This window comes from Kitasatospora sp. NPDC051914, assembly GCF_040680995.1.
Lineage (GTDB): Bacteria > Actinomycetota > Actinomycetes > Streptomycetales > Streptomycetaceae > Kitasatospora.
The window spans coordinates 18524-42262 of sequence record NZ_JBFAXX010000053.1; the positions used below are offsets into that span (position 1 = coordinate 18524).

At 72.9% G+C, this 23739-nt stretch carries 19 protein-coding genes; 10 read left to right on the top strand and 9 right to left on the bottom strand.

All coding sequences use genetic code 11. The annotated features are described in order from the left end of the window. Positions 1–131 precede the first annotated feature (131 nt). A complete protein-coding gene (gene dnaN / locus AB0M03_RS29275; protein WP_030270114.1) occupies positions 132–1262 on the bottom strand; it encodes a DNA polymerase III subunit beta in 1131 nt (376 codons plus the stop codon). A 1003-nt stretch (positions 1263–2265) separates the two neighbouring features. Then, positions 2266–4110, bottom strand: a complete 1845-nt coding sequence (gene dnaA / locus AB0M03_RS29280) for a chromosomal replication initiator protein DnaA (RefSeq protein WP_363496504.1) — start codon at positions 4108–4110, stop codon at positions 2266–2268. Between the two features lie 434 nt (positions 4111–4544). Between dnaA and rpmH the strand changes: the two genes are divergently transcribed. From rpmH to AB0M03_RS29325, 9 genes are all read left to right on the top strand, one after another. Continuing rightward, entirely contained in the window at positions 4545–4682 is a 138-nt protein-coding gene (gene rpmH, locus AB0M03_RS29285; protein ID WP_030059672.1) for a 50S ribosomal protein L34, read from the top strand. Between the two features lie 21 nt (positions 4683–4703). Further along, a complete protein-coding gene (gene rnpA, locus AB0M03_RS29290; protein WP_363496506.1) occupies positions 4704–5132 on the top strand; it encodes a ribonuclease P protein component in 429 nt (142 codons plus the stop codon). Continuing rightward, a complete protein-coding gene (gene yidD / locus AB0M03_RS29295) occupies positions 5129–5443 on the top strand; it encodes a membrane protein insertion efficiency factor YidD (RefSeq protein WP_095873843.1) in 315 nt (104 codons plus the stop codon). The genes rnpA and yidD overlap by 4 nt, the downstream gene beginning before the upstream one ends. Before the next feature lie 3 nt (positions 5444–5446). Further along, entirely contained in the window at positions 5447–6607 is a 1161-nt protein-coding gene (gene yidC, locus AB0M03_RS29300; protein WP_363496510.1) for a membrane protein insertase YidC, read from the top strand. A gap of 121 nt (positions 6608–6728) precedes the next feature. Beyond that, positions 6729–7217: a R3H domain-containing nucleic acid-binding protein gene (locus AB0M03_RS29305; RefSeq protein ID WP_363496595.1), complete on the top strand. Its 489-nt coding sequence runs from the start codon at positions 6729–6731 to the stop codon at positions 7215–7217. 157 nt (positions 7218–7374) lie between these two features. After that, the gene (rsmG, locus tag AB0M03_RS29310) at positions 7375–8205 is read left to right on the top strand and encodes a 16S rRNA (guanine(527)-N(7))-methyltransferase RsmG (protein WP_363496513.1); all 831 of its coding nucleotides are present in this window, start codon (positions 7375–7377) and stop codon (positions 8203–8205) included. 295 nt (positions 8206–8500) lie between these two features. Beyond that, positions 8501–9469 (top strand): ParA family protein, encoded by a 969-nt coding sequence (locus AB0M03_RS29315; protein ID WP_363496597.1) that lies wholly within the window; start codon positions 8501–8503, stop codon positions 9467–9469. Further along, entirely contained in the window at positions 9466–10542 is a 1077-nt protein-coding gene (locus AB0M03_RS29320) for a ParB/RepB/Spo0J family partition protein (RefSeq protein WP_363496516.1), read from the top strand. Before AB0M03_RS29315 ends, AB0M03_RS29320 begins: the two co-directional genes overlap by 4 nt. Before the next feature lie 115 nt (positions 10543–10657). Next, positions 10658–11275, top strand: coding sequence for a GNAT family N-acetyltransferase (locus AB0M03_RS29325; protein WP_363496518.1), 618 nt, complete (start codon positions 10658–10660; stop codon positions 11273–11275). A gap of 110 nt (positions 11276–11385) precedes the next feature. Here the strand turns inward: AB0M03_RS29325 and trxA are convergent, their stop codons facing one another. The 7 genes from trxA to AB0M03_RS29360 all read right to left on the bottom strand — a co-directional run bounded on the left by trxA (position 11386) and on the right by AB0M03_RS29360 (position 21828). Continuing rightward, complete coding sequence (gene trxA / locus AB0M03_RS29330) at positions 11386–11712, bottom strand: thioredoxin (protein WP_363496520.1); 327 nt, start codon at positions 11710–11712, stop codon at positions 11386–11388. Positions 11713–11824: 112 nt separating this feature from the next. Further along, positions 11825–12790, bottom strand: coding sequence for a thioredoxin-disulfide reductase (gene trxB / locus AB0M03_RS29335; RefSeq protein ID WP_363496523.1), 966 nt, complete (start codon positions 12788–12790; stop codon positions 11825–11827). Between the two features lie 193 nt (positions 12791–12983). Then, positions 12984–13904: a hypothetical protein gene (locus AB0M03_RS29340; RefSeq protein ID WP_363496526.1), complete on the bottom strand. Its 921-nt coding sequence runs from the start codon at positions 13902–13904 to the stop codon at positions 12984–12986. Continuing rightward, a complete protein-coding gene (gene sigM / locus AB0M03_RS29345; RefSeq protein WP_363496529.1) occupies positions 13901–14635 on the bottom strand; it encodes an RNA polymerase sigma factor SigM in 735 nt (244 codons plus the stop codon). Before sigM ends, AB0M03_RS29340 begins: the two co-directional genes overlap by 4 nt. Positions 14636–14661: 26 nt before the next feature. Beyond that, a complete protein-coding gene (locus AB0M03_RS29350; RefSeq protein ID WP_363496532.1) occupies positions 14662–16872 on the bottom strand; it encodes a protein kinase family protein in 2211 nt (736 codons plus the stop codon). Positions 16873–17101: 229 nt separating this feature from the next. Continuing rightward, positions 17102–19408, bottom strand: a complete 2307-nt coding sequence (gene murJ / locus AB0M03_RS29355) for a murein biosynthesis integral membrane protein MurJ (RefSeq protein ID WP_363496535.1) — start codon at positions 19406–19408, stop codon at positions 17102–17104. 41 nt (positions 19409–19449) lie between these two features. Beyond that, positions 19450–21828 (bottom strand): DUF6049 family protein, encoded by a 2379-nt coding sequence (locus tag AB0M03_RS29360; protein WP_363496538.1) that lies wholly within the window; start codon positions 21826–21828, stop codon positions 19450–19452. Positions 21829–22216: 388 nt separating this feature from the next. On the opposite strand from AB0M03_RS29360, the gene AB0M03_RS29365 reads away from it, so the two are divergent. Next, on the top strand, positions 22217–23641 hold the full coding sequence (locus AB0M03_RS29365; protein WP_363496600.1) for a CCA tRNA nucleotidyltransferase: 1425 nt from the start codon (positions 22217–22219) through the stop codon (positions 23639–23641). Positions 23642–23739 lie beyond the last annotated feature (98 nt).

Here is a 23739-nt window from a genome sequence, read left to right on the forward strand (position 1 = left end):
CGTTGCCGCACTGCCCTGAGCCTACGCCGCCCAGGGGTGAGGCCCCGCCGGGTCGCAGCCGACCGGGCGAGGCCTCGTCGTCCACAGCCTGTGGACCGGATGCGCCCGCCCTGTGGAGGGCGGGCCGCCGGTCAGCCGGAGAGCCGGACCGGCATGATCAGGTACTGGTACGCCTCGTCCGCCTCGGCGTCGACCGCGGGCTTGCCGCTGAGCAGCGCCGGCTTGGTCGGGGTGGTGAAGCTCAGCTGGGCGAAGGCGGAGTCGATGGCCTTGAGGCCCTCCTCCAGGTAGCCCGGGTTGAAGGCGATCGAGATGTCGTCGCCCTCGAGATCGGCGTCGATCCGCTCGGTGGCCTGGGCGTCGTCGCCGGAGCCGGCCTCCAGGGTCAGCACGCCCTGCTCGAAGCTGAGCCGGACCGGGGTGTTGCGCTCGGCCACCAGCGAGACGCGCTTGAGCGCCTCCAGGAACGGCTGCGTCTGGATCGCCGCGACCGCGGAGAACTCGGTCGGGAAGAGGCTGCGGAACTTCGGGAACTCGCCCTCCAACAGCCGGGTGGTGGTGCGGCGGCCGGCGCCCTCGAAGCCGATCAGGCCCTCGCCCGCACCGCCCGAGGCGAGCGCGATGGAGACCGTGTCGCCGCTGCCGAGGGACTTGGCGATGTCCTGCAGGGTCTTGGCGGGCACCAGGGCGACCGCGCTGATGTCCGGCTGCTCGGGCTTCCACAGCAGCTCGCGGACGGCGAAGCGGTACCGGTCGGTGGCGGCCAGGGTGATCCGGTCGCCCTCGATCTCGACCCGGACGCCGGTGAGCACCGGCAGGGTGTCGTCCCGGCCGGCGGCGACCGCGGCCTGGCTGACGGCGGAGGCGAAGACGTCGCCGGAGACCGTGCCGGTGGCGGTGGGCATCGCCGGCAGGGCCGGGTACTCGTCCACGGGCAGGGTCGGCAGGGTGAACCGCGAGCTGCCGCAGACCACGCTGACCCGCATGCCGTCGGTGGAGATCTCCACCGGGCGGTTGGGCAGGTTGCGGGAGATGTCGTTGAGCAGGCGGCCGGAGACCAGCACGGTGCCCGCCTCCTCGACGTCCGCCTCGAGCTCGACCCTGGCCGACACCTCGTAGTCGAAGCCGGAGAGGGCCAGCGAGCCCTCCTGTGCCGTCAGCAGCAGGCCGGCGAGCACCGGCACCGGCGGCCGCGCCGGGAGGCTGCGAGCAGCCCAGGCCACCGCCTCCGCGAGGACATCACGCTCCACCCGGAACTTCACCGGTAACCGCCTCCTGGCTCACTGCTGCGCGCTGTGCGCTCGATCGTCTGCGTGCACTGGGCCGCCCGGCGCAACCACCCGGCTTCCAGTTGCCGAGAACAGTCTGACGTACTCCACCGACAGACGGAGCAGATGGGCGGAAGCAACCCGAACAGGTGTCGGGAATCCGTTGTCCACAGATTTCGGCCCGCCCCACCGTTGATCAAGGTCCGGGCTCTCTATGTGTAGCGGTAGTAGTAGGGCCTGTGGAAACCGTGGATAACCCCGTTTGCGCAGGTCAGGCCCGATATTTTGTCCACAGTCGCTGTGGACGGCGGATGTGGAAAACCAGGCCCCGCTGTGGATGACCGAGAGTTACCCACAGGGCACGCTGAGTATCCACAGGTTATCCCCAGGACTGTCCCCAGATCATGCCCGGGTTATCCACGGGCGCCGGGCAACATCACGTGACGCCTTTCACACCTGGGGGTGAACATTGGCGCTGAGTTGTCGAACTGTGGATAAGCCTGTGGAGAACCTGGGGATAACCGTCGGCTTCCTGGGGACAACCGGTGGACAACCCGTTCGGCCAACTGGCGGGGTGTCAACTGTCCACAGCCTGTGGATAACTGTTGTGCACAAGTCCACAGCCGCCTGACCTGCAGGGGAAGAGCGTAACCCGGAGAGCCCTGTGGACGAATTCTGGATAACCGGGGCGCTCCAGGGCTGTGGACAAGGAGAAACCCCGCCGCCCTGTGGATTGCGCCGCCCCGCGCCGAGCCCGTTCGAATTGCCGCTCGGATGTTCCATTCGGCGCATTTCCCGCCCCTCGCGCCGCCACCGGGATGCTGCCCGGCCCCGGCGGCGTCCACACCTCTTGGCGCAGATCGCCGCAGACCGCTCCGTGGCGGCCTGCACGCCCGCTCGCGCCCCGGGGCGGGGTACGGCGAGGGCCCCGCCGACGATGCCGTCGACGGGGCCCTCGGATGCCCACAGGGTTGCTTTCAGCATCCCTGTGGGGCCGTCAGCTCTTGATGCGGTTGGTCAGCTCGGTGACCTGGTTGTAGATGGACCGGCGCTCGGCCATCAGCGAGCGGATCTTCCGGTCGGCGTGCATCACCGTGGTGTGGTCCCGGCCGCCGAACTGCGCCCCGATCTTCGGCAGCGAAAGGTCCGTCAGCTCCCGGCAGAGGTACATGGCGATCTGGCGGGCCGTCACCAGGACGCGGCTGCGCGAGGATCCGCAGAGGTCCTCGACGCCCAGGCCGAAGTAGGCGGCCGTCTGCTGCATGATCACCTGGGCGGTGATCTCCGGGCCGGCGTCCTCGTCGCCGCCGGGGATCAGGTCCTTGAGGACGATCCCGGCGAGCTCCAGGTCGACCGGCGCCCGGTTGAGGTTGGCGAAGGCCGTCACCCGGATCAGTGCGCCCTCCAGCTCGCGGATGTTCCGGGTGATCCGGGAGGCGATGAACTCCAGCACGTCGGCCGGCGCGTTCAGCTGCTCCTGGATCGCCTTCTTCCGCAGGATCGCGATCCGGGTCTCCAGCTCCGGCGGGGTGACGTCTGTGATCAGACCCCACTCGAAGCGGTTACGGAGCCGGTCCTCCAGGGTGATCAGCTGCTTGGGCGGCCGGTCCGAGGAGAGCACGATCTGCTTGTTGGCGTTGTGCAGGGTGTTGAAGGTGTGGAAGAACTCCTCCTGCGTGGACTCCTTGCTCGCCAGGAACTGGACGTCGTCCACCAGCAGGATGTCCATGTCCCGGTACCGCTTGCGGAACGCGTCCGCCTTGCCGTCCCGGATCGAGTTGATGAACTCGTTGGTGAACTCCTCGGAGCTCACGTAGCGCACCCGGGTGCCCGGGAAGAGGCTGCGCGAGTAGTGCCCGATGGCGTGCAGCAGGTGGGTCTTGCCCAGCCCGGACTCGCCGTAGATGAAGAGCGGGTTGTACGCCTTGGCCGGGGCCTCGGCCACCGCGACCGCCGCCGCGTGCGCGAAGCGGTTGCTCGCGCCGATGACGAAGGTGTCGAAGAGGTACTTCGGGTTCAGCCGGGCCGGCTCGTCCTTCCGGGTGCCGCCGGCCGGGGGAGCACCGGGCGGGGCGGGGACGCCGGGGGCGGGGGTGCGCTCGGGCAGTGCCGGGGCGGCCGCGGGCGGCTGAACGGGCGGCCGGGGTGCGGCGGTGCGGCGGCCCGCGCCGCCGGAGCGCGGCCGGGCCTCGGACGGGTCCGGGCCGAGCACGCCGCCGAAGAGGTCGCCCTGTGCGGGAGTGCCCGCCGGCAGGCCCTTCGCCCGCGGCGGCTCGGGGTGCTGCTCGGCGGCCGCCGGCGGCTGCTCGTAGCCGGGCTGCCCCCAGCCGGCCGGTGCGGCGGGCTGCTCGCCCCACGGGCGCTGCTCCTCGGCGTACGGCGCCGGGGCCTGCTCGTAGCGGGGCGGCTCGTACCGCTCGGGCTGGTGCTGCTCGTGGCGTGGGGCCTCGTAGCGGGTGGTCTCGTAGCGCTCGGGGGCGGACTCGCCGTGGTACGGGCGGTCGGACCACTCGTCGGCGGCCGGTGCGCGCGGCGGCTCGGCCGGCTGCGGCTCGGGCGCGGCCGGGACGGGCAGCGCATTGGCGTCCACCATGACGGCGATCCGGACGGGGCGGGCGAACTCGTAGGTGAGCGCCTCGGTGAGCTGGGGGAGGAGACGCCCCTCCAGCACCTGCTTGGCCCGCTCGTTGGGGGCCGCCAGCAGGGCGGTGTCGTGCATCATCCACATCGGCTGGGTGCGGCGCAGCCACATCTTGTCGCTGTCCCCGACCCCGGAGTCGTTGACCAGCCGCTCGACGACCTTCGCCCAGAGCGGGACGAGATCGCTGTTGACATCAGCCACTGGTGCACGCTTTCTCGTTCCGCCCCCCGGTCTTCGGCCGGGGGTGCCTCCGGCGCGGGGGAGGGTGTCAAGGGGACTCGGGGTGCCGGTCCGATCGATGAACAAACCCGACAAGTCCTGCAACGGTAGTCAGCGGACAGAGCTGATTCAAGTTGTTGTCCACAGGCTGTGGGCGGCGGGCACAGGGGCTGCCGGTTTGACCCTCCGGGCCGCCGCCGCGTACCGTAACCAGGTCGAGTTGTCGATGGCCGCTGCCGCATGCCCGCGGGTCCACCCGCTTCCACGAGGCGCGCAGCACGGGCGCCGTGGATGGCCTCAACACCAGCAGACCTGGGCCGTTGGGGCGGATTTCCCGCGAAGGGGAGATCGCGCGGACGCACGGTGACGGCCAAGCGACGTCCCGTCATCCTACGATTCACCTCAGGAGCCCCCGAGTGAGCAAGCGCACCTTCCAGCCGAACAACCGTCGTCGCGCCAAGACCCACGGCTTCCGGCTGCGGATGCGTACCCGCGCCGGCCGCGCCATCCTGGCCGCCCGCCGTGGCAAGGGCCGCGCCAGCCTGTCCGCCTGATCCGGCGCGCAGGTTCTGACCGTGCTGCCCTCCGAGAATCGGCTGCGGCGGCGCCAGGACTTCTCGACCGCGGTGAAACGCGGTCGCCGGGCCGGAAAGCCCCTGCTGGTCGTCCATCTCGACAGAGAGGGCGGTCGGCCGGGGCGGGCGGACCGGGACAGCGACTGTGGCCCGCACGTCGCCGAGGGGCTTCCTTCGGCGCGTGCGGGTTTCGTCGTGAGCAAGGCCGTGGGATCCGCGGTCGTGCGGAATCTCGTGAAGCGTCGGCTTCGTCACCTGGTCCGTGAGCGTCTGCCCCGGCTGCCCGCAGGTAGCCTGATAGTGGTACGCGCGCTGCCCCCGGCAGGGTCGGCGTCGTACCTCGATCTCGAACACGACCTGGACGCGGCGCTGCGGCGGTTGCTCCGGGCGGAGCCGACCGGCAGTGCGCCGACGGGAGCAGGGCGATGAAGTACCTGCTGATGGGGCTGATCAGGCTCTACCAGTGGACGATCAGTCCGCTGCTCGGGCCGGTGTGCCGTTACTACCCCTCGTGCTCGCACTACGGGTACGAGGCGGTGCGCCTGCACGGTGCGATCAAGGGGAGCGGTCTGACCGCGTGGCGCATCCTGCGCTGCAATCCCTGGTCGCCGGGCGGGGTCGACCATGTGCCACCGCGCAAGCACCCGGTGTGGCACCGCCGGGTCCGCAATCTGCTGAGCCCGAAGAGTGGGACCGCCGGGCCGGAGCCGGTGGCCAATCCTGATGTCCAAGGAGCCTGACCGGTGACCTTCTCCTTCCTGAATCCCCTCTACACAGCGGTGTCCTGGATCATCGTCCAGTTCCACTCGCTGTACAGCCACGTCTTCGATCCTGACGGCGGCTGGGCCTGGGGTCTGTCGATCGTCTCGATGGTGGTCGTCATCCGGATCTGCCTGATCCCGCTCTTCGTGAAGCAGATCAAGGCGACCCGGGCCATGCAGGCGATCCAGCCGAAGATGAAGGCCATCCAGGAGCGCTACAAGAACGACCGGCAGCGCCAGTCCGAAGAGATGATGAAGCTCTACAAGGAGGCGGGCACCAACCCCTTCTCGAGCTGTCTCCCGATCCTGGTGCAGGCCCCGTTCTTCACGGCCCTCTACGGCGTGCTGGCCTCGGTCGCCGCCGACAAGACGATCGGCGTGATCAACGAGCAGCTGCTCGACAGCGCCAAGCAGGCGCACATCTTCGGCGCCCCGCTGTCGGCGACCTTCCTCGGCAGCAGCGAGCTGAGCGTCAAGATCGTCGTCGCCGTGATGATCGTCCTGATGTCGCTGTCCCAGTTCGTCACCCAGCGCCAGCTGATGACCAAGAACATGGACCTGACGGTCAAGACGCCGTTCATGCAGCAGCAGAAGATGCTGATGTACGTCTTCCCGATCATCTTCGCGGTGATGGGCATCAACTTCCCCGTCGGTGTCCTGGTCTACTGGCTGACCACCAACGTCTGGTCCATGGGCCAGCAGCTGATCGTCATCCGCAACAACCCGACGCCGGGCTCGAAGGCCTGGGACGAGCGCCAGGCGCGCCTGAAGAAGGCCGGCCGGCTCAACCCGGACGGCTCCGTGCGCAAGGCCGGCTGGGTGGCCGCGCTGACCGGCGGCAACAAGCAGCCCGCCGTGAGCGCCGAGGCCGTGGTCGCCGAGACCGTGCAGGTCCGCCGCCAGCAGCCGCGCAAGCAGAGCAAGGCGCAGCGCCAGCAGGCCGCCGGACACCAGGGGGCGCAGGCGACCGCCGAGCACGCCGAGGAGTCGGCGGCCGGGGAGCAGCCGGTGGCCCTCACCAAGCAGGACGCGGTGCCGGCCGGCCGGTCCGCGGCCAAGCAGCCGGCGGGCAAGCCGGGCCCGCGCCAGCAGCCCAAGCGCGGCGGCCAGGGCGGCGGCCAGCGGCCGAAGAAGAAGTCCTGACCGGCCGTAGCCGGTCCGAGCGGCCCCAGATCTTCCCTCTCGGCCCCACCCGAGGGCCCATCCCCGAAGGAGTCCATCAGTGACGGAAGGCACCACCTCCGCCGTCGACGTCGAGGCAGGAGTGGAGTCCGGCGAAGGCCTCGTGGCCCGGCTGGAGCGCGAGGGCGACATCGCCGCCGACTACCTGGAGGGTCTGCTGGACATCGCGGACCTGGACGGCGACATCGACATGGACGTCGAGGGCGACCGGGCGCTGGTCTCGATCGTCAGCGAAGGCACCGACCGGGCGCTGCAGCGGCTGGTCGGCCAGGACGGCGAGGTGCTGGAGGCGCTGCAGGAGCTGACCCGCCTGGCGGTGCACCGGGAGACCGGCGAGCGCAGCCGCCTGATGCTGGACATCGCGGGCTTCCGGGCGCGCAAGCGGTCCGAGCTGGCGGCGCTGGGTGCCAAGGCCGCCGAGCAGGCGAAGTCCACCGGCGAGCAGGTGAAGCTCAAGCCGATGACCCCGTTCGAGCGCAAGGTGGTGCACGACGCCGTCGCCGCCGCCGGGCTGCGCAGCGAGTCGGAGGGCGAGGAGCCCCAGCGGTGCGTGGTCGTGCTGCCGAACTGACGCCGGTGCCGTGTCGAGCGACCCCGTCCGCCGTGTGCGGGCGGGGTCGTCGTCCCTTCGGGGACGGTTCGTACGGCCCGGTTTGCGCGCGGGGCCGGGGCCCGCGTGAGGATGGGATGCCTGATGTGGGGTGGATACGGTGAGCGGAGAGGCTGACATGGAGACGGACGGCGTGGCGACCGAGGGCGGGCCGTCGGAGGACGCGCCCGGCGCGGGTGCTCCGGCGGAGGGCGTGGAGGGGAGCGGTGCCGCGGCGGCGGAGGGTCCGGGCGAGCCCCCGGCCTCGGCGAGCGGCATCTTCGGCGATCGGCTGCCGGTCGCGGTGCGGTACACCGAACTGCTGGCCACGGCCGGCGTGCAGCGCGGGCTGATCGGCCCGCGGGAGGTGCCCCGGCTGTGGGACCGCCATGTGCTGAACTGCGCCGTGCTGGCCGAACTGCTGCCGGCGAACGCCTCGCTGTGCGACGTCGGCTCCGGGGCGGGCCTGCCGGGCATCCCGGTGGCGATGGCCCGCCCGGACGTCTCGGTGACGCTCCTGGAGCCGCTGCTGCGGCGGACGACCTTCCTGGAGGAGGTGGTCCGCGAGCTCGGCCTGGAGAACGTCACCGTGCTGCGCGGCCGGGCCGAGGAGATGGTCGGCAAGGTCGCCGTCGACGTCGTGACGGCGCGGGCCGTGGCCCCGCTGGACCGGCTGGCCGGCTGGGGCATGCCGCTGCTGCGCCCGTACGGCCAGATGCTGGCGCTCAAGGGCGACACCGCGGAGCAGGAGATCGCGGACTCGCGCTCGGCACTGACCCGGCTGGGTGCGGTGAGCTGGTCGGTGATCTCGGTCGGTGAGGGGACGCTGGAGACCTCGACCCGGGTGGTCCGGGTGGAGGCGGGCGAGAGCCCCGGCGGTGTGAAGGCCGCCACTCGGCGGGCGAAGGCCGCGCGGGCCGGCCGGGGTGCCCGGGAGGGCGGCCGCGGCGGGGCGCGCCGCCGGCGCTGACCGGGGCGCGGCAGGGATTTCGGAGCGGGTGGCCCTCGGGCTGCCCGCTCCGCTGTTTCCCCTGGTGGGAGCCCTCGTTCGGCTGTCCGTGGGTGGCTGTTCGCCGACCGGGTGGCGTCGGGGCGGGTACGGAGTGTCGCACCGTCAGATTTATGACATTCCGGGCATGGTGTTTCACGTGAAACGTCGCTCAATGCTCCCCGGAATCCTCGACCGCGCCATGGCGGTGACTGTTGCCGCTCCGGTTTCACGTGAAACACTGACCCCCATGCAGGACTCGGAGACCATCCACCAGATCGACGACACGCCGATCGGGCGCGCCGCCCAGGCTGCCGTCCAGGCCATCGGGCGGGCAGAGGAGGGGCTGCCCAGGCCGGCCGCGACCCGGGTGATCGTGGTGGCCAACCAGAAGGGCGGGGTGGGCAAGACCACCACCACCGTCAACCTGGCCGCCGGCCTCGCCATGCACGGACTGCGCGTGCTGGTCGTCGACCTCGACCCGCAGGGCAACGCCTCCACGGCGCTCGGCATCGACCACCACGCCGAGGTGCCGTCGATCTACGACGTCCTGGTGGAGGGCAAGCCGCTCGCCGACGTCGTCCAGCCCGTGATCGACGTGGAGGGGCTGTTCTGCTGCCCGGCCACCATCGACCTGGCCGGCGCGGAGATCGAGCTCGTCTCGCTGGTCGCCCGGGAGAGCCGCCTCCAGCGCGCCATCGCCGCCTACGAGCAGCCGCTGGACTACATCCTCATCGACTGCCCGCCCTCGCTCGGCCTGCTGACCGTCAACGCCCTGGTCGCCGGCCAGGAGGTGCTGATCCCGATCCAGTGCGAGTACTACGCGCTGGAGGGTCTGGGCCAGCTGCTGCGGAACGTCGAGCTGGTGCGCGCCCACCTCAACCCGGCGCTGCACGTCTCCACCATCCTGCTCACCATGTACGACGCCCGCACCCGGCTGGCCGCCCAGGTCGCCGAGGAGGTCCGCACCCACTTCGAGAACGAGGTGCTGCGGACGGCCATCCCGCGTTCCGTCCGCATCTCCGAGGCGCCCAGCTACGGGCAGACCGTCCTCACCTACGACCCCGGCTCCACCGGCGCGCTCTCCTACCTGGAGGCTGCCCGGGAGATCGCGCTGCGGGCCGCGGAGGTCGGTTTCGCCGCCGGGGCCGCGGCGGGCTACGGTGCGGTCGGGCAGCAGCGGACCGCTGCCGGAGCGGCGAGCGCCGCGGTGGCACAGCACGGCACGATGGAGGGCAACCGGTGAGTGGTGGTCGCAGGGGACTGGGCAGGGGTCTGGGGGCGCTTCTGCCGGCCGGGCCCGCAGCGGCGGTGCCGGAGACGGTGCCGGTGGCCGACGGGGCAGCGGCGACGGCCGTCCCCGTCCTGCCGGCCGGTCGCGGCACGGTGGCGGCCCAGGCCGCCGCGGAGAGCCTGCGGGAGCTGGCGGCAGAGGCACATGCGCGCAGCCTGCCGGAGCCCGCGCTGGCCCCGGTCGACGGCGCGCGCTTCGCCGAGCTGCCGCTGGACGCCATCACGCCCAACCCCCGGCAGCCCCGCGAGGTCTTCGACGAGGACAAGCTCAGGGAGCTGGTCACCTCGATCAAGGAGGTGGGCCTGCTCCAGCCCGTGGTCGTCCGGCAGGTCGGGGCGGACCGCTACGAGCTGATCATGGGCGAGCGGCGCTGGCGGGCCTCCCAGGAGGCCGGGCTCGACGTGATCCCGGCGATCGTCCGCGCCACCGAGGACGACAAGCTCCTGCTGGACGCGCTGCTGGAGAACCTCCACCGGGCGGAGCTCAACCCGCTGGAGGAGGCGGCCGCCTACGACCAGCTGCTGCGGGACTTCTCCTGCACCCACGACCAGCTGGCCGACCGGATCGGCCGCTCGCGGTCGCACGTCTCCAACACCCTGCGGCTGCTGAACCTCCCGCCGGTGGTGCAGCGCCGGGTCGCATCCGGTGTGCTGACCGCCGGGCATGCCCGGGCGCTGCTCGGAGTGCCGGACGCCGAACGGCAGGAGGCGCTGGCGAAGCGGGTCAACGAGGAAGGCCTCTCGGTGCGCACCACCGAGGAGATCGTCAGGCTGATGACCGCCGAGGAGAAGCCGAAGCGGTCGGCGGCGCCGCGAGCCGGGCGGGTCCTCTCGCCGGCCTTCGACGACCTCGCCGGTCGGCTCTCCGACCGGTTCGAGACCCGGGTGAAGGTCGAGGTCTCGCAGCGCAACGGCAAGCTCGGCAAGGGCAAGGTCGTGCTGGAGTTCGGCTCGGTCGAGGATCTGAACCGGATCCTCGACAGCCTCGCCCCCGGCGAGGACGGGCTGCGACTCTCCCAGGGCTGACCGGCGGCCCGCCGGGAAACGGACGAGTGGGTGCATGTTTCACGTGAAACGTGCACCCCTCGCGTTTTTCGGAGCAAGCTCGTGGTGTGGGACCGAGCCGGAGGAGGTGTGGGGCGTGGGTCGCAGGCTCGCTCCGCTGACGCTGGACAACCTGGCCGATCTGCCGGACGGCTGCCGCTCGTGCGTGTTCTGGGAACTCGACCCGGTCAGCGGGCGGGCGGCGGTGGACGGGGGCAAGGGGGAGCTCGAGAAGGAGGGGTGGATCTCGGCGGTGCTGCTGCAGTGGGGCTCCTGCGGGCGGATCGTCTACGTGGACGACGTCCCGGCGGGGTTCGTGCTGTACGCACCGCCCGCGTACGTGCCGCGGTCGCAGTCGTTCCCGACGAGCCCGGTCTCGCCGGACGCCGTTCAGCTGATGATCAGCCGGGTGGTGCCGGGCTACCAGCGGCAGGGGCTGGGCCGGGTGCTGGTCCAGGCGGTGGCCAAGGACCTGCTCCACAGGGGAGTGCGGGCGATCGAGGCCTTCGGGGCGGTCGGGCGCCCGACACCGAGCTGTGTGCTGCCGGCCGACCACCTGCTCGCGGTGGGCTTCAAGACGGTGCGGCCGCACCACCGCTACCCGCGGCTGCGGCTGGAGGCACGGACGACGCTCACCTGGCGCAGCGACGTCGAGGGGGCGCTGGAGCGGCTGCTGGGCGGGGCGCGGAAGGAACCCGCGCTGCGGCCGTTCTGAGCGGCTCGTGCGGGTCGCGCCGGCGCCACGTGCCGTGGGTGCGTCCGACCGCAGGAACGCCGGAGGGCCCCCGGATCCTCCGGGGGCCCTCCGCGGCGAACGGCGTCGGCTCAGATGAACTCGGCCAGCTCGCGGAGCAGGGCGGCCTTCGGGCGGGCGCCGGTGATGGTCTTCACCAGCTCGCCGTTCTGGTACACGTTCAGCGTCGGGATCGAGATGACGTTGTAGGCGGCAGCGGTCTGCTGGTTGTTGTCGACGTCGAGCTTGGCGATGGTCAGCTTGTCGCTGTGCTCGGCGGCGATCTCCTCCAGGATCGGGGCGACCTGGCGGCACGGGCCGCACCAGGTGGCCCAGAAGTCGACCAGGACGGGCTTGTCGCTCTTGAGCACCTCGGCGTCGAAGGTCGCGTCGGTCACGTTGATGGTGGCGCCGGCCACGGAACTCTCCTTGGGGTCACGGACGAGGCGGTGCCTGGCCGCCTCTGCGGGCGGCTCGGCACCTTCGGACGGGATAACAACCGCGAGGGCTGTTCTGTTTCGGGGGCGGCGGTCAGACCGCGACGGCGGCGGCCTGGGCCTCCAGGTCCGCGAGCGAGGCGAGGTAGCGCTCGGCGTCGAGGGCGGCGGCGCAGCCGGTGCCGGCCGCGGTGATGGCCTGGCGGTAGGTGTGGTCGACGACGTCGCCGGCGCCGAAGACGCCGGGGATGTTGGTGCGGGTGGAGGGGGCCTCGACCTTGAGGTAGCCCTCGGCGTCCAGGTCGAGCTGGCCGGTGAAGAGCTCGGTGCGCGGGTCGTGGCCGATGGCGATGAACAGGCCGGTGACCGGGAGCTCGCGGGTCTCGCCGGTGGTGGTGTCGCGCAGGGTCAGGCCGGTGAGCTTCGGGTCGCCGTGGATCTCCTGGACGGCGCTGTCCCAGGCGAAGGTGATCTTCGGGTCGGCGAACGCGCGCTCCTGCATCGCCTTGGAGGCACGCAGCGAGTCGCGGCGGTGGACGACCGTGACGCTGCGGGCGAAGCGGGAGAGGAAGGTGGCCTCTTCGAGGGCGGTGTCGCCGCCGCCGACGACCGCGATGTCCTGGTCGCGGAAGAAGAAGCCGTCGCAGGTGGCGCACCAGGAGACGCCGCGGCCGGAGAGCACGTCCTCGCGGGGCAGACCGAGCTTGCGGTGCTGGGAGCCGGTGGCGACGATCACGGCGCGGGCGCGGTGGACGGTGCCCTCGGAGTCGGTGACGGTCTTGACGTCGCCGGTGAGGTCGACGGAGACGATGTCGTCCGGCACGAGCTCGGCGCCGAACTTCTCGGCCTGGGCGCGCATGTTGTCCATGAGCTCCGGGCCCATGATGCCGTCGCGGTAGCCGGGGAAGTTCTCGACCTCGGTGGTGTTCATCAGCGCGCCGCCGGCGGTGACCGCGCCCTCGAAGACCAGCGGCTTGAGGGAGGCACGTGCGGTGTACAGCGCAGCGGTGTACCCGGCGGGGCCGGAACCGATGATGATCACGTTTCGGACGTCGCTCACTGAGTCTCCTGGTTCGCTTCGCGACCCGCGCTGGTGCGGGGAGGGCGGTCCTGCTCCGCCGCCCGGGACAACGACTGCCCAGTCTCCCGCATTCCCGGGCCCGGCTGTACCACGTGACCGCACTGTGGGAGCGGATGTTCCGATGGGTGACCGCTTTCCGGTGGCGGACCCGGGCCCGGACGGGCGGGTGAGGTCAGCGGGCGGGGAGGGTGCGGTGCAGCAGGACGCCCGGGGCCGAGCAGTCCGGAGTGATCAGGTAGACGTCGACCTCGTCGCTCGTACCGGGGACGGCATAGACCAGGGCGGTGACGGGGGAGGAGTGGTAGCTGCCGGGCGCGGCGGCGAGCGGGGCTCGCTCGCCCTGGCCGGTGATCGCGGCGGCGCAGGCCGGGGCGGAGGCGCCGGCGGCCGGCCGGCCGCCGCCCTGGGTCAGTCCTTCGGGTGTCTTGGGGGTGCCTGCCGAGGGGGTGGCCGAGGCCGCGTCGAGCAGCTGCCGGACCTGGGCCGCGAGGGCCTGGTCGCTGAATTCGGTGCTGCTGCCGAGGGCGGGCTGCTGTGCCCCGCCGACGGCGGGCCGGGCGGCGCTGTCGGCCGGTGCGTCGCTCGCGGTGCCGCCGTTCTGGGAGGTGATGGGGACGAGCAGCGCGCCGAAGCCGATCGCGACGGCCGCAGCGGCGGTGGCGAGGGCGATGCGGGCACGCCGCCTGCGGCGGCCGCGGCCTGGGCCGGTGCCCGCGGTGCCGGAGGGGCCCGCGGGGCCGGTCTCGGCGGAGGTACGCCCTGCCGTCCGGGGGAGCCGGCCGGCGGCCTTCCCCGGCCCGCCGGGAGGGCCGGCCGCGGTGTCGGCGGCCTCGGTGCGGGCTGCGGCGAGGGCGGTGTCGATCCGGAGGGCGACGTCCTCGGGCATGGGCGGGGCGTCGACGCAGCCGAGCAGATCCTGGACCTCGGCGAGCGCGGCGAAGGTGTCCGCGCACTCCGCGCACTCGGCGAGGTGGGCGCGGAGCGCCGGTTCGTCGGCCGGGTCGGTGAGCTGCTCGGCGAGGTCGGCCAGTGCCTCGATGTCGGGATGCCGGGGCTCGGGTGCGGACGGGGAGGAAGGCGTGTGCGGCGTCATCGCTTCTTCGCATCTCCTTCCAGCAGTGTTCGGCGTCCGGCGGCGTCCGTACCTGGGACGGTGCCGGGGCCGGACGGGTTCCCGCGCTTCGCCGCCGTTTCACGTGAAACACGTGCGCGGGCCGCGTCGCCGGGGGAGCCGTCCTCGGCGGTTTCACGTGAAACATCGCCGCCGCGCAGATGGCGGACGAGCGGCAGGAGGCGGGCCCGGCCGCGGGCGCAGCGGCTCTTGACGGTGCCGACGGGCACGCCCAGCACCGCGGAGGCCTCGGCGACCGAGTACCCCTGCATGTCGACCAGGACGAGCGCGGCACGCTGCTCCACCGGCAGCGCGGACAGCGCGTCGGTGACCTCGCGCTGGAGCTCGGCCCGGACGACCGCGGTGTCGGTGGCCTCGGCGGTGCCGAGGGCGGCGTCGAGCCGCTGCGGGTCCTCGTCCAGCGATCCGGCGCGGCGGGAGGCCGCCCGGCGGGCGCGGTCGAGGCAGGCGTTGACCACGATGCGGTGCAGCCAGGTGGTGACCTGGGAGCGGCCTTGGAAGGTGTGGGCGGACCGGAACGCGGACACCATCGCGTCCTGCAGGGCGTCGGCGGCCTCCTCGCGGTCGCCGAGGGTGCGCAGTGCGACGGCCCAGAGCCGGTCCCGGTGGCGCCGGACGAGGAGGCCGAAGGCGTCGGGGTCGCCGGCGACGTGCCGGGCCAGCAGATCGGCGTCGGAGGACTCCTCCGCCATGTCCGCCACCCCCTGCCCGTTCTCGCTCAGCCGTTCACCGTGATCTCGGCGACCTTGCCCTGGTAGCCGCCACCATCGTTGGGGATGGCGGTCAGCCAGATCAAGAGGTAGCGGGTGGTGATCGGCTTCGCGGGCTTGAGGTGGAGGTCGGTGCCGCTCTCGGTGGCGACGGCGTTGCCGAAGGACGCGAAGCCCGCAGCGCTGACCTGGGGTGCGGAGGAGGCGCCGGGAGCGGCCTTCAGCTCGACCGTGTGGCTGCCGCCGGCCGTCTTCACGTCGACCGAGCCGACCGCACGGGCGGTGCCGAGGTCCAGGAGCAGGCCGGTGCCGGGCTTGTAGCCGCCGGCCGTGAAGGGGTCCTGGTAGGACTGCGTGGACCAGACGGTGTCGGTCTTGCCGTCCTTGACGTTGGGCAGCGCGCCGGCGTGCTCGGCCTTCTCGTCGCCGTAGGCGTTGAACGAGATCGGCGTGAAGTCGAGGGTGACGCCCGCGAGCGGCGCGGAGGACTGCTGGGCCGGCGCCGCGGAGGACTGCCGGGCGGGCGGGGCGCCCTGCTCGTCCTTGTTCCGGTTGAGGTGTTCGACGGCCTGCCAGGAGCCGACGACGATCGCGGTCAGCGCCACCAGCGAGGCGGTGGCCCGCAGCGCCGTCCGCAGCAGCCTGCGGCGCCGACGACGGGGCCGCGGGCTGGCGGGCGCGGTGGTGTCCTGGTGGGCCGGGTGGTGCCCGGGCCGGGGGTGCGGGGCGGGCCGGGCGGCCGCGGTGTGCGGCGCGGGCTGCGGCTTGGGCTTCGGCTTGGCGGTGAACGCGGGCGCGGGCTGCTCGGGCTGCCGGATCTTCGGCATCAGCGCGATCGCCTTGGCCAGCTGCTCGGGGCTGGTGATCGGGTCCTGGTGGTGCGGCGGGTGCTCGCACAGGGCGCGGGCGGCGAGCTCGGAGAGGCCCTTGTGGACCCCGGCGCGGACCTGGTCCGGGGGGACGCAGCCGATGCTCTTGGGCATGCCGCGCAGGTCGTAGCGGTCCTCGGGGTAGGGCCAGCGGTGGGTCAGCGCGGCGAACAGCAGGGCGCCGATGGCGCGGGTGTCCGTTCGCTCGGCCTCCTCGGTGGGCAGGCCGCGCAGTGCGGCGTCCACCGCGATGCCGTTGATCCGGTACTGGCCGGTGTCGGTGCGCAGCACGCAGCGCGGGGTGAGCCGCAGGTGGGCCTGGCCGCGCCGGTGGGCGGCGGCGACCGCATCGGTGACCTGACGGACCATCTGGTATGCGTCGTAGGGCTCCATCGGCCCGTCGGAGAGCAGCTGGGCCAGGTCGGAGGCGTCCGGCAGCCACTCGCGGACGACGTAGACCAGGTCGCCCTCCTGGACGGCGTCGAGGACCTGGACGAAGCGCGGGTCGTTCAGCAGTGCGGCGGCACGGGCGGCGGTGAGGACGGCCTTGGCCCGGCGGTGGCCGGCCGCCATCAGGTGGACGCCGACGGCCCGGCGGAGCTTCTCGTCGACCGCGCGCCAGCTGCTGAACGTCTCCGACTGGGTGATGCACTCCTCCAGCCGGTAGCGGCCGCCGATCTTGTCGCCGCTGTGCCGGAGCGGGGCGGGCTTGGCGGCGGGCAGGGTGCCGGTGTCCGCATCCAGGGTCTCGGTGCTGACGGCGGGTCGGGCCTCGCGCTCCGGCGGGGTCGGGGAGGTGCGGACGGAGCGGCCGGACGGGCGGCGGGCGGGGGCGGCAGCGCCGCGGGCGGTGAGCTCGGCGGCCAGTTCGGAGGCGGAGAGCTGGGCGGTGGACTCCTCGGGCTCCTCGGCCGCCTCGGGCTGTTCGGCGTCCTCGGCGCGCTCGGCGGGCGCGGCGGCCGCGGGCCGGTCGCCGGCGGAGGCGTCGGAGCCGGGGTCGGAGCCGAGGTCGGATTCGAGGGCGGACTCACGTGCCGTCACGGCCGCCACGAGGGCCTCGGAGGCGGCCTTCCGGACGGCACCGGCCTCCTCGCCCTCCTCGGCGCCGGACGGCCCCCCAGCGGCCTCGGAGGACCCTGCGCGGGCCTCCTCGGCCTCCTCGTCGCGGGTGGTGGCTGCGGCGGTGCCGGAGGCGGCGTCAGCGGCGTCCGAGGCGTCGTCAGAGTCCCCGTCGGCGGGCGCCGGCCCGGTCGACCCGGTGCCGTCCTCGGCGATGTCCTCGATTGCCACGGCCAGCGCCGCCCCGTCCGCGACGGACGTGTCGACGACCGCCTTGGTGCCATCAGCCACCGTGGTCCTGCCTCCCCTTAGTTCCGGCCCGGTCCTGAGAAATCGGCCTGCCCGGCCGCCGGGGCCCCGGGTCCCGCCAGGACAATTGTGCCCACTGTTTCTCCCCTGGTACGACCGCTGGGCCGCCCTACCGGTTGCGCAATCATCCGCGATCCGGTGGACGGCCCGTCATCGGGGTCCCCACTCGGCGCGGACGCTCGGGCCGCACCGGGTTGACGTCATGTCATGCTCAGCGGCCGAGTCGGCTGCGCACCATCCCGAGCATCGAGTTCAGCTCCTCGATCCGCATCCGCCGGGCGACCAGCAGGAACGTCCCGATCTGCAGCGCGGCGGCGACCGCCAGGGTCAGCACGCCGGCCGGCCAGCCGTCCAGCAGGTCGAGCATCAGCAGCTCGACGGCCAGGCCGAGGGCGACGGCCGGCAGCGAGGCGATCACCAGCCGGACGTACGTCCGGCCGATCCGGCCGGTGTCCAGGCCGCCGATCCTGGCCTTCAGCCGGGGGACGGCCACGGCGACGCCGACCGCGTACGAGGCGCCGTAGCACAGGGCCATGCCGGTGACCGCCCACTGGGCGGGCAGCACCAGCCAGCACAGCACGGCCGTGGCGGCCTGGCAGGCCGCCACCCAGACGGTGTTGGAGAACGGGGTGCGGGTGTCCTCGTAGGCGTAGAAGCCGCGCAGCAGCACGTACTGCACGGAGTACGGGATCAGGCCGAGGGCGAAGGCGGAGAGCATGTAGCCGATGGACAGGGCGCCGTGCGCCGCGTCGCCGCCGTTGCCGAGGCCGTAGACCGCGTAGCCGATGACCGGGCCGAGGGAGAGGAAGAGGAAGGCCGCGGGCACGATCGCGACGGCGGAGGTGCGCAGCCCGTACGACAGGTCGTCGCGGACCGAGCCGGCGTCGTGGTCGGCGGCCGCCCGGGAGAGCCGGGGGAGGACGGCGCTCATCACCGACACCGTGACCACGGCCATCGGCAGCTGCCAGATCAGCAGGGCGTTGGAGTAGGCGGCGAGGCCGACACCGAGGTGGCCGTCGGCCTCGGCGGCGATGCCCGCGGCGGTGGCGAGCTGGGTGACGACCAGGAAGCCGGCCTGGTTGGCGAGGACGAACAGGAACGTCCACTTGGCGAGCCGGGCGGCCTTGCCGAGGCCGTGGCCCCGCCAGTCGAAGCGCGGCTTGAAGGAGAACCCGGAGGCGCGCAGGTAGGGGATCATCGCCAGGGCCTGGACGGCGAGGCCGAGCAGGGTGCCGATGCCGAGCAGCCGGACGCCCTCCGGGGAGACCGTCTGCGGGGTCACCTGGCTGTGCTGGAAGGTGCCGTAGATCCAGATGTAGGCGCCGAAGGTGAAGATCACCACGAGGTTGTTCAGGACCGGCGTCCACATCATCGCGCCGAACCGGCCGCGGGCGTTGAGGATCTGCCCCATCACCACGTGCACCCCCATGAAGAACATGGTGGGCAGGCAGTACCTGGCCAGCGCGACCGTGGTCGCGGCGCTGTCGGCGTCCCGCATCAGCGAGTGCGAGATCAGCTGGACGAGCAGCGGGGCGGCGAGCACCGCGACGAACGCCACCCCCGCGAGGCCGGTGACGACCAGGGTCAGCAGGCGGTTGGCGTACGCGGTGCCGCCGTCCTCGTCGTTCTTCATGCTGCGGACCAGCTGCGGCACGAAGACGGCGTTCAGCGCGCCGCCGCCGATCAGGATGTAGAGCAGCGTCGGCAGGGTGTTGGCGGCGTTGTACGAGTCGCCCATGGTGCCGACGCCGATCGCGGCGGCGATCACCATCGTGCGCAGGAAGCCGGTGCCGCGGGAGACCAGCGTGCCGGCGGCCATCACCGCACTGGAGTTGACCAGGCTCGCCATCCGGCCGGCCGCCGGCGATCCGGTGGCGGGGGCGGCGGGTGCGACCTCGGCGGGGGCCGGCGGAGGGGCGGCCGCGGCCGGGCGGGGCGGTGCGGTCGGAGGCGGCGGCGGGGTGCCCTCGGCGAGGGCCTCGTGCAGGCTCGCCTCCTCCGCGGTGAGGGGCGGGTCGAACTCGATCGGCGGCACGAAGGGCTGCGGCTCGGGGGCGCTGCGGTCGCCGCTGAGCAGCGCGTCCACGCCCAGGTAGTCGGCGGCCTCCGCCTCGGCCTCTGCTTCGGCCTCCGCCCGGGCCGCCGCCTCGTCCTCGTCGTCCGGGCCGGGCCCGTCGGCGGCGTCCTCGGAGTCGCCGTCCGGGCCGTCCGGCTGCTCGGCGGTCAGGACAGGGGTGGCCGCCCAGTGCGGCACGGGCTTGCCCAGCGGCGGCGCCTGCGTCTCGGCCGGCTGGGGGCCGTGCTGTTGCGGCGGCAGCGCCGCGGCCGCCTCGGCGGCCCGCAGCCCGTACGGGTCCTGCTCGGCCGCGCTGCCGAAAGCGTCGTCGGCGTACGGATCACGGGAGTAGGTGTCGTCCACGTACCAGTCGGTGGCGGCGGGCTCGGCGGCCTCCGGCGCGCCCGTGCTGCCGGTGCCGCCCCGGCCCTGTGCTCGCTCCTCGCGCGGACCGCTGCTCATGCCACCTCTTCGCTGGTCGGTGGAGCCCGGACGGGGTTCCCTCAGTGACCAACCTTCTCATCACCGGTGGCCCGATCCCGGGCATCTGAGGCGGACTCCGGTGTTGAGTCGGACGGCTCCCCCGGGGGCCCGTCCGGTGCGGTGCCGGGGCCTTCGGCGGCCGCCCGGGACACCGGTCCGGTGACGGGCTCGGCCTCGGCCGCGTCCTCCCCGGGCGCCGGGGTCTCGTCCGCCTCCAGCAGCCGCTCCGGGTCGAGGTCGACCTCGCCGGCCGCGGAGCGCTTCTTGCGCTGAAGGTAGAACCGGACACCGGCCAGCGCCATCAGCACCACACCGCCGCCGATGACGTACATGACGCCGCTGGCCACCGAGGTGACCTCGACGGTGAAGGTGATCGGCTTGCCGTACGGCTGCGAGTTCGGCCCGGTCGTCCAGAGCTGGGCGGTCATCTGCACCGGACCGTTGACCTGCGCCTCGGCGGGGAAGCGGAAGGTACGGCTGGTGGTGGCGTCCAGCACCACGGTCGCGGCCTCGCCCACGTTGAGGCGGTTGACCTGGGAGGAGGAGACCCGCAGCTGGAGGTTGCCGACCGCCTGGTTGAGGTCGTTCTTGACGCTGATGAGCAGGGTGGCGTTGTCGCCCGGCAGCGTGATCACGCTCTTCGCGGGCACCTTCACCGCGGCGGCCAGGTTGGCGAGGTAGCTCTGCACGCCGTCCCGGTAGGCGGCGCCTGCCTCCGTGTGGTCGCGCCACTGGGTGGACATCGAGCGGACCATCGCCGCGTTGAACGGGCCCCGGACGCGCTGCGGCTGGGTCAGGATCAGCAGCAGCTGGTCCAGCCCGGTCTGCACGCCCATCACCGAGCCGAGCGCGGCCGAGGACAGCTCGGAGCCCCGCAGGTCGCCCGGGTAGTCGCCGGGGACGGAGCTGTTGGCGTCCTGGTCGGCGGGCGCCGTGGCGACCGCGTCGAGCCGGGTCGGGGCCACCCAGCCGTTCGGCTGGGACGCCGCGCGCAGGGCCTCGGCGAGCGCCTCGGCGGTGCCGACGGTCAGGGTCCGGGACGGCATCACCAGCAGGCTGCGCTGGTCGTCCGGGCGCTGCCCGGTGATCGTCATGGTCTCGGCGAGGAAGCGCTGTTCGGCGAGGCTCTGTGCCTGGTCGGAGTCGAGGTCGCCGGCGAAGAGCGAGGAGAGCACCGGGTCGGCGACCACCGCGGTCTGCCCGTTGCCGATCGGCCGGGCCGCGTTCGGGGTGTAGGAGAGGGAGCGGGACTCCGGCATGCTCTCCCCGTTCACCAGCACCAGGTCGGAGCCGGTGGTGCGGGCCACGCCGGCCGTGGCCTGGTCCAGCCGGCCCTGGTACGGCCAGGCGACCCCGCCGCGGACGTCCACCGCCAGCCGGCCCTCCGCGGTGACCTTGCCGGCCGTGGCGGCCTTGCGCAGCGCGGTGTCCATGCCGGGCAGGCCGCTGCCGTTGTGGGCGATCGAGGCCAGGTCCGGGTCGGCGTACGGCAGCGCGACCACCTGCGAGCCGTTGGCGGCCACCGCGGTGCGCAGCTGGGCCAGCCAGGCGGTTGCCGCGTTCTGGCCGACGCCGGCGACGGTGTTCTCCTCCTTCGCCGACTCGCCCGCCGTGCCGGGCTTCTGCACCCGGTACGGCTTGGTCATCGCGAAGACCGTGTCGAGCAGGTCCGGGTCGATCACCCAGGTCAGGTTGGGCAGGGTCTGGCCGATGCTCACCAGCCTGCCGAGCCGGCCGCCCGGTGCGAGCTCGGTGGCGAGGCTGTCGTCGCGCAGCACCGGCATCTGGTCGTTGTCCGGCATGGTCTGGGCGACCAGCTCGGGGGAGTGGGTGATCGGCCACAGCGTGGCGACCTGCGTCTGCTTGCCGCCCGGGGCGGTGTTGTACGGGAGGAAGGTGCGGGCGATGCCCAGCGGCCGGTCCTCGTCCTCGTCGCGGACGTCCACCGCCAGCTCATACACGCCGGCCGACTTCAGGCCCAGGTCGCCGGGGTTCACCTGGATGCTGTACGGACGGGACTGGCCGGGCGCGAGGTCGCCGAGGTCGGCCTTGTGGCCCGGCAGGACGGTGCCGTCCTTGCTGCCCGGGCCGGTGCGCCCGGCGACCAGGTTGATCGCGCTGCGGGTGTCCAGCTGCTCCTTGGGCGAGCGGAGCACCACGTGCGCCGCCTTCACCGTGGACGAGCCGGAGTTGGTGACCCGGCCGGAGACGGTGATCATCGTGCCCTCGCCCGCGACCGGCGCGGAGAGCGAGTCGATCTGCACGGTCGCCGGGTACTCGGGGGAGGCGGCGGGGAAGCCCGTCCGCGCGGGCGCGGCTGCCGAGGCGGCGGGCACGGCGGACAGCAGGACGGTGCCGCCGGCCAGCACCGCGGCCAGGCGGCGGGCCGCCCGTCCCACGCGTCCGTACGCTGTCAGGCCGTGCCGCGCCTCGCCCACGTGCTGTGCCCTCGCCGTTTCTCGTTCGAATTCGTGGATAGCCATGACCACCGCAGACCCGGTCGGGGGCTCGTCCGGCGCCGGGCAGCCCCGACCGACCGGAGCACCCGCGGGCGCCGCCCGTACCGGGCTCTCCCGGCATGGTAACGACGTGCCCGATCCGCCGGTGGTGCGGGCCGCCGACTGCCCTCCCGAGCACCCGTGGCGCGCCCCCGGCGGCGACGCGCCACGGCCGGGAAACGGACGGGCGGCGGGACCTGCCGGGCACGTACCCTAGGGAGCCGTGTCCACTGCCAATGACTCCAGCGTGCATCATTCCAGTTCCACCGTGCCGACGGCCCTGCCAGGGCTGAGCGAGGCCCAGACCCTGGGCCTGCAGGAACTGCTCCGGGTCTCGCCGGTCGCCGACGAGATCGCCCGCCGCTTCCAGGCGGCCGGCTTCCGGCTGGCGCTGGTCGGCGGCTCCGTGCGGGACGCGCTGCTCGGCAGGCTGGGCAACGACCTGGACTTCACCACCGACGCCCGCCCCCCGCAGGTGCTCAAGCTGGTCAAGGGCTGGGCCGACGCGGTCTGGGACGTCGGCATCGCCTTCGGCACCGTCGGCGCGCGCAAGGACACCGCCGACGGCTCCTTCCTGATCGAGATCACCACCTACCGCTCCGAGGCGTACGACCGCACCTCGCGCAAGCCCGAGGTCACCTACGGCGACACCATCGAGCAGGACCTCGTCCGCCGGGACTTCACCGTCAACGCGATGGCCGTCGACCTGCCGGGCCGCGGCTTCGTCGACCCGCACCGCGGCCTGGACGACCTGGAGGCCCGGGTCCTGCGCACCCCGGCCACCCCGGAGGAGTCCTTCTCCGACGACCCGCTGCGGATGATGCGGGCCGCCCGGTTCGCCGCGCAGCTCGACTTCACTCCTGCGCCCGAGGTCGTCGCCGCGATGACCGCGATGGCCGAGCGGATCACCATCGTGTCCGCCGAGCGCGTCCAGACCGAGCTCAACAAGCTGCTGCTCGCCGCCCACCCGGTGAAGGGCCTGCGGCTGCTCGTCGACACCGGCCTCGCCGAGCACGTCCTGCCGGAGCTGCCCGCCCTGCGGCTGGAGAGTGACGAGCACCACCGCCACAAGGACGTCTACGAGCACTCGCTGACCGTCCTGGAGCAGGCAATCGCGCTGGAGCAGGAAGGCCCGGACCTGACGCTGCGGCTCGCCGCGCTGCTGCACGACATCGGCAAGCCGCGCACCCGCCGCTTCGAGCCCGACGGCCGGGTCTCCTTCCACCACCACGAGGTGGTCGGCGCGAAGATGACCCGCAAGCGGATGCGTGCCCTCAAGTACTCCAACGAGATGGTCGACGAGGTCGCCCGGCTGGTCGAGCTGCACCTGCGCTTCCACGGCTACGGCGGCGGCGAGTGGACGGACTCCGCGGTGCGCCGCTACGTCACCGACGCCGGCCCGCTGCTGGAGCGCCTGCACAAGCTGACCCGCTCCGACTGCACCACCCGCAACCGCAAGAAGGCCGCCGCCCTCGCCCGCACCTACGACTCGCTCGAGGAGCGGATCACGCTCCTCAAGGAGCAGGAGGAGCTGGACGCGATCCGGCCCGCGCTGGACGGCAACCAGATCATGGAACTGCTCGGCATCAGGCCCGGCCCGCAGGTCGGCCAGGCCTACAAGCACATGCTGGAGCTCCGCCTGGAGCACGGGCCGATGGACCACGAGGCGGCCGTCGCGGCCCTGCAGGAGTGGTGGGCCGCCCAGCAGGGCTGACAACCCGGCTCGCATCCGAGCATGGCGGAGCGTAACCGGATAGGTGCCTCTGCGTTGCTCCGTCCGAGGGAGGGGACCTGCCCTTCCCCGGACGGAGG

Excerpts from the sequence above, each read along its gene's own strand:
- yidD (WP_095873843.1), top strand. The coding sequence starts at position 5,129 with ATGAAGTACCTGCTGATGGGGCTGATCAGGCTCTACCAGTGGACGATC.
- rsmG (WP_363496513.1), top strand. The coding sequence starts at position 7,375 with ATGGAGACGGACGGCGTGGCGACCGAGGGCGGGCCGTCGGAGGACGCG.
- AB0M03_RS29340 (WP_363496526.1), bottom strand. The coding sequence starts at position 13,904 with ATGACGCCGCACACGCCTTCCTCCCCGTCCGCACCCGAGCCCCGGCAT.
- sigM (WP_363496529.1), bottom strand. The coding sequence starts at position 14,635 with ATGGCGGAGGAGTCCTCCGACGCCGATCTGCTGGCCCGGCACGTCGCC.
- murJ (WP_363496535.1), bottom strand. The coding sequence starts at position 19,408 with ATGAGCAGCGGTCCGCGCGAGGAGCGAGCACAGGGCCGGGGCGGCACC.